Origin of the sequence: Microbacterium sp. (assembly GCF_035277845.1) — a bacterium.
Classification (GTDB): domain Bacteria; phylum Actinomycetota; class Actinomycetes; order Actinomycetales; family Microbacteriaceae; genus Microbacterium.
This window is the reverse complement of sequence record NZ_DATEJS010000197.1, coordinates 1-3108: the sequence shown is the minus strand read 5'-3', so window position 1 is coordinate 3108 and position 3108 is coordinate 1. Positions and strand designations below refer to the sequence as shown.

The 3108-nt window shown below is 72.0% G+C and carries 3 protein-coding genes; 2 read left to right on the top strand and 1 reads right to left on the bottom strand.

The features are described from left to right. Together VJR25_RS08355 and VJR25_RS08350 are read left to right on the top strand one after the other, a co-directional pair. Window positions 1-331, top strand: a 331-nt coding sequence (locus VJR25_RS08355) for a hypothetical protein (protein WP_324114482.1), incomplete at its 5' end; no start/stop codon positions are given. A gap of 28 nt (window positions 332-359) precedes the next feature. Then, window positions 360-1250 (top strand): hypothetical protein, encoded by an 891-nt coding sequence (locus VJR25_RS08350; protein ID WP_324114480.1) that lies wholly within the window; start codon window positions 360-362, stop codon window positions 1248-1250. Window positions 1251-1379: 129 nt separating this feature from the next. Here the strand turns inward: VJR25_RS08350 and VJR25_RS08345 are convergent, their stop codons facing one another. Next, a complete protein-coding gene (locus VJR25_RS08345) occupies window positions 1380-3062 on the bottom strand; it encodes an ABC transporter ATP-binding protein (protein ID WP_324114478.1) in 1683 nt (560 codons plus the stop codon). Window positions 3063-3108: the final 46 nt, after the last annotated feature.

Below are 3108 nucleotides of genomic sequence, written 5' to 3'. Positions count from 1 at the left end.
CGCCCCGCCCGAGGGACCGCCGGGCGCGACGGACCGGCATCCGGAGCCTTCGCCCGTCGGCGGGCATGTGGCAGCCGGCGTCGGGCTGGGCCTGCTCGGCCTGGTCGCCGGCCTGATCGTCGCCTTCTCCGGCGTGAACCTCGGGACCGTCGGGTTTCCGGCCTGGATCACGACGTTGACGGGTTTCTCACTGGTGACCGCCGTCGGGGTCGTCCTGACGGTCCTCCGCCGCACGCGTCGCACGGGGGCGGGCTACCTGATCGTCGTCGCTGCATCCTGGATCGTGATCATCGGTCCGTGCGTCACGCTGCAATATGCGTTCCACGCCTGACCGCGGCAACCGTCGGTAGCGTGATCTCATGCGCTGGACCGGGGATGCCGCTGCGGGCGACTGGCTGAAGAGGCTCATCGACGACCCGCCGCGGTTCACGATGCACGACGTCGTGCCGCGCGGGTTCGCCGCCTACGCCCGCGTGTTCCACCCCGCGTTCTGCGGCGACGACGCGGTCACCTGGGCGGAGACCGCCGACGCGTTCGGCACCACGATGCACCCGCGCGCGCAGTGGAACCGCATCGTGCGGGTGGCGCCCGAGGACGGTGCCCAGCAGGTGGTCGCGCCCGACGGCCGGGAGTTCTTCGCGCCGCAGGAGGGCGGGCTGGATGCCGGCATCGTGAGCATCCTCGCCCGTGTGCTGGCAGAGCACACGACCACGCCCGACGCCGGCGGGGTGGCCCTCTGGGAGGGCTGGGGCGGCCTGCTCGGCGGCTACGGGACCAACGGCCGTGGCTTCTTCAGCCTCGGTGGCGATCCGGTCGACCGTGCCCGCGACTTCCTCGCCCGGAGCACCCGGGACGTGCTGAACGAGGTGTTCCTCAAGGGCCGCTGGCAGGACGGCATCCTCTCCCGGGAGATCTCGGAGGGCACGCGCCTGCGGCTTCCGATGCGCGAGCACGTGCTGTTCGAGGGCGGCATCCGCGAGTTCGCCGCCGCCGACTGGGAACTGCACGTGCCGTGGCGCGACCTGCCCGCCGAGCAGCACGGGTTCCCGCCGAGCGCCCTCTCGCCGAGCATCGTCTGGCCGGACGACCATGCCTGGGTGCTCGTCACCGAGGTGGACTACGACTCCACGATCATCGCCGGCAGCCGGGCACTGATCGCCGCCGCCTGCGCAACCGCAGGCCTGGAGGCATCCGCCATCCCCGCCGAGACCCGCCTCACGTGGGATTCGGACGAGGTGAACGGCCCCTGACCGCGCCTCCTGACCACCCAACGGCATCCCCGCGCGGAACAGGGTCCCGGCGTCGAGACCGACCCGTGTCGGCTGCGTCTCGACGCCGAGACCCTGCTCCGGTGACCCACCCTGTGGGTGCGGACCGATCTACACGCCGTGCTCGGCGATCCAGGCGGCGCGGCGGGCGCGCTGCGCGGCCGGATCGGGCACCGGCAGGGATGCCAGCAGCTTCTTCGTGTACTCGTCGTGCGGGTCGGTGAGCACCTGCAGCGTCGAGCCCTGCTCGCGCACCAGCCCGTGACGCAGCACCACGACCCGGTCGGCGACCGCGTCGATGACGGCGAGGTCGTGGCTGATGAACAGGCACGCGAAGCCGAGCTCGCCCTGCAGATCGGCGAACAGCTCCAGCACGGTCGCCTGCACAGACACGTCCAGGGCGCTCGTCGGCTCGTCGGCGATCAGCAGCTTGGGGCCGAGCGCGAGGGCCCGGGCGAGGGACGCCCGCTGCCGCTGACCGCCGGACAGCTCGTGCGGGAACCGGTCGCCGTACGAAGCCGGCAGCCGCACGGCATCCAGCAGCTCGTTCACCCGACCGCGTGCCGCGCCCGGGCTCGCTGCCCTGCCGTGCACGACGAGCGGTTCGGCGATGCACTCCGCGACCGACAGCAGCGGGTTGAAGCTCGTCGCCGGGTCCTGGAACACGAACCCGATGTCGGGTCGCAGCTTCGCCAGCTTCCGCGACGAGGAGCCGCGCAGCTCGGTGCCGAGCACCCGGAGCGAACCCTCGACCACCTGCGTGAGGCCGACCATCGCCCGGCCGATCGTGGTCTTGCCCGACCCGGATTCGCCGACCAGCCCGAGCACTTCGCCCTGGCCGATCCAGAAGTCCACGCCCTTCACCGCGACCACGCCGCGCCGGCCGAACCGGCCCGGGTAGGCGATGTGCAGCCCGGATGCCGTGACCACGGCGTCGGCCGGGGCCTGCGCGGGGATGGATGCCGCGGCATCCTGCGTCGCGCTCTTTCCCCGCCCGACGTGGGGCACGGCGTCCAGCAGCTTGCGGGTGTACTCCTCGCGCGGGTGCGCGAACAGCTCGCCGACCGGCGCCTGCTCCACGATGTCGCCCTGGTACATCACCACGACCCGGTCGGCGAGGTCGGCGACGACGCCCATGTTGTGCGTGATCAGCACGATCGTCGCACCGAACTCGTCGCGGCAGGCGCGCAGCAGCTCGAGGATCTCAGCCTGCACCGTGACATCGAGCGCGGTGGTCGGCTCGTCCGCGATGATGAGCCCGGCGCCGAGCACCAGCGTCATGGCGATGACGATGCGCTGCTTCTGCCCGCCGGAGAACTGGTGCGGATAGTCGTCGATACGAGTGTCGGGGTCGGGGATGCCGACCCGGCGCAGGATGTCGACGGCCCGCGAGCGCGCCTCCTTGCGGGAGAGCTTCTCGTGCGCACGCAGACCCTCGGCGATCTGCCACCCCACGGTGTACACCGGGTTCAGTGCCGTGGAGGGCTCCTGGAACACCATCGCGACGTCTCGGCCGCGCATCGTGCGCAGCTGGGCGTGCGTGGCGTGCACGACGTCCGTCTCGCCACCCGCCTGACCCCGGATGATGACGGCGCCGCTGAGCGTCGCCGTCTCGGGCAGCAGCCCGAGCAGGGTGTTCGCGGTGACGGTCTTGCCCGATCCGGACTCGCCGACGATCGCCAGCACCTCCCCGGCGCGGGCCTCGAGGGTGATGCCCGAGACCGCGACGACCGGATCGCCGTCGGTCGCGAACGTCACCCGCAGGTCGTCGACCTGTGCCACAGCATCCGTCACGATGCACCTCCTGCCCGGCGGCGCGTGCGCAGCCGGGGATCGCTCA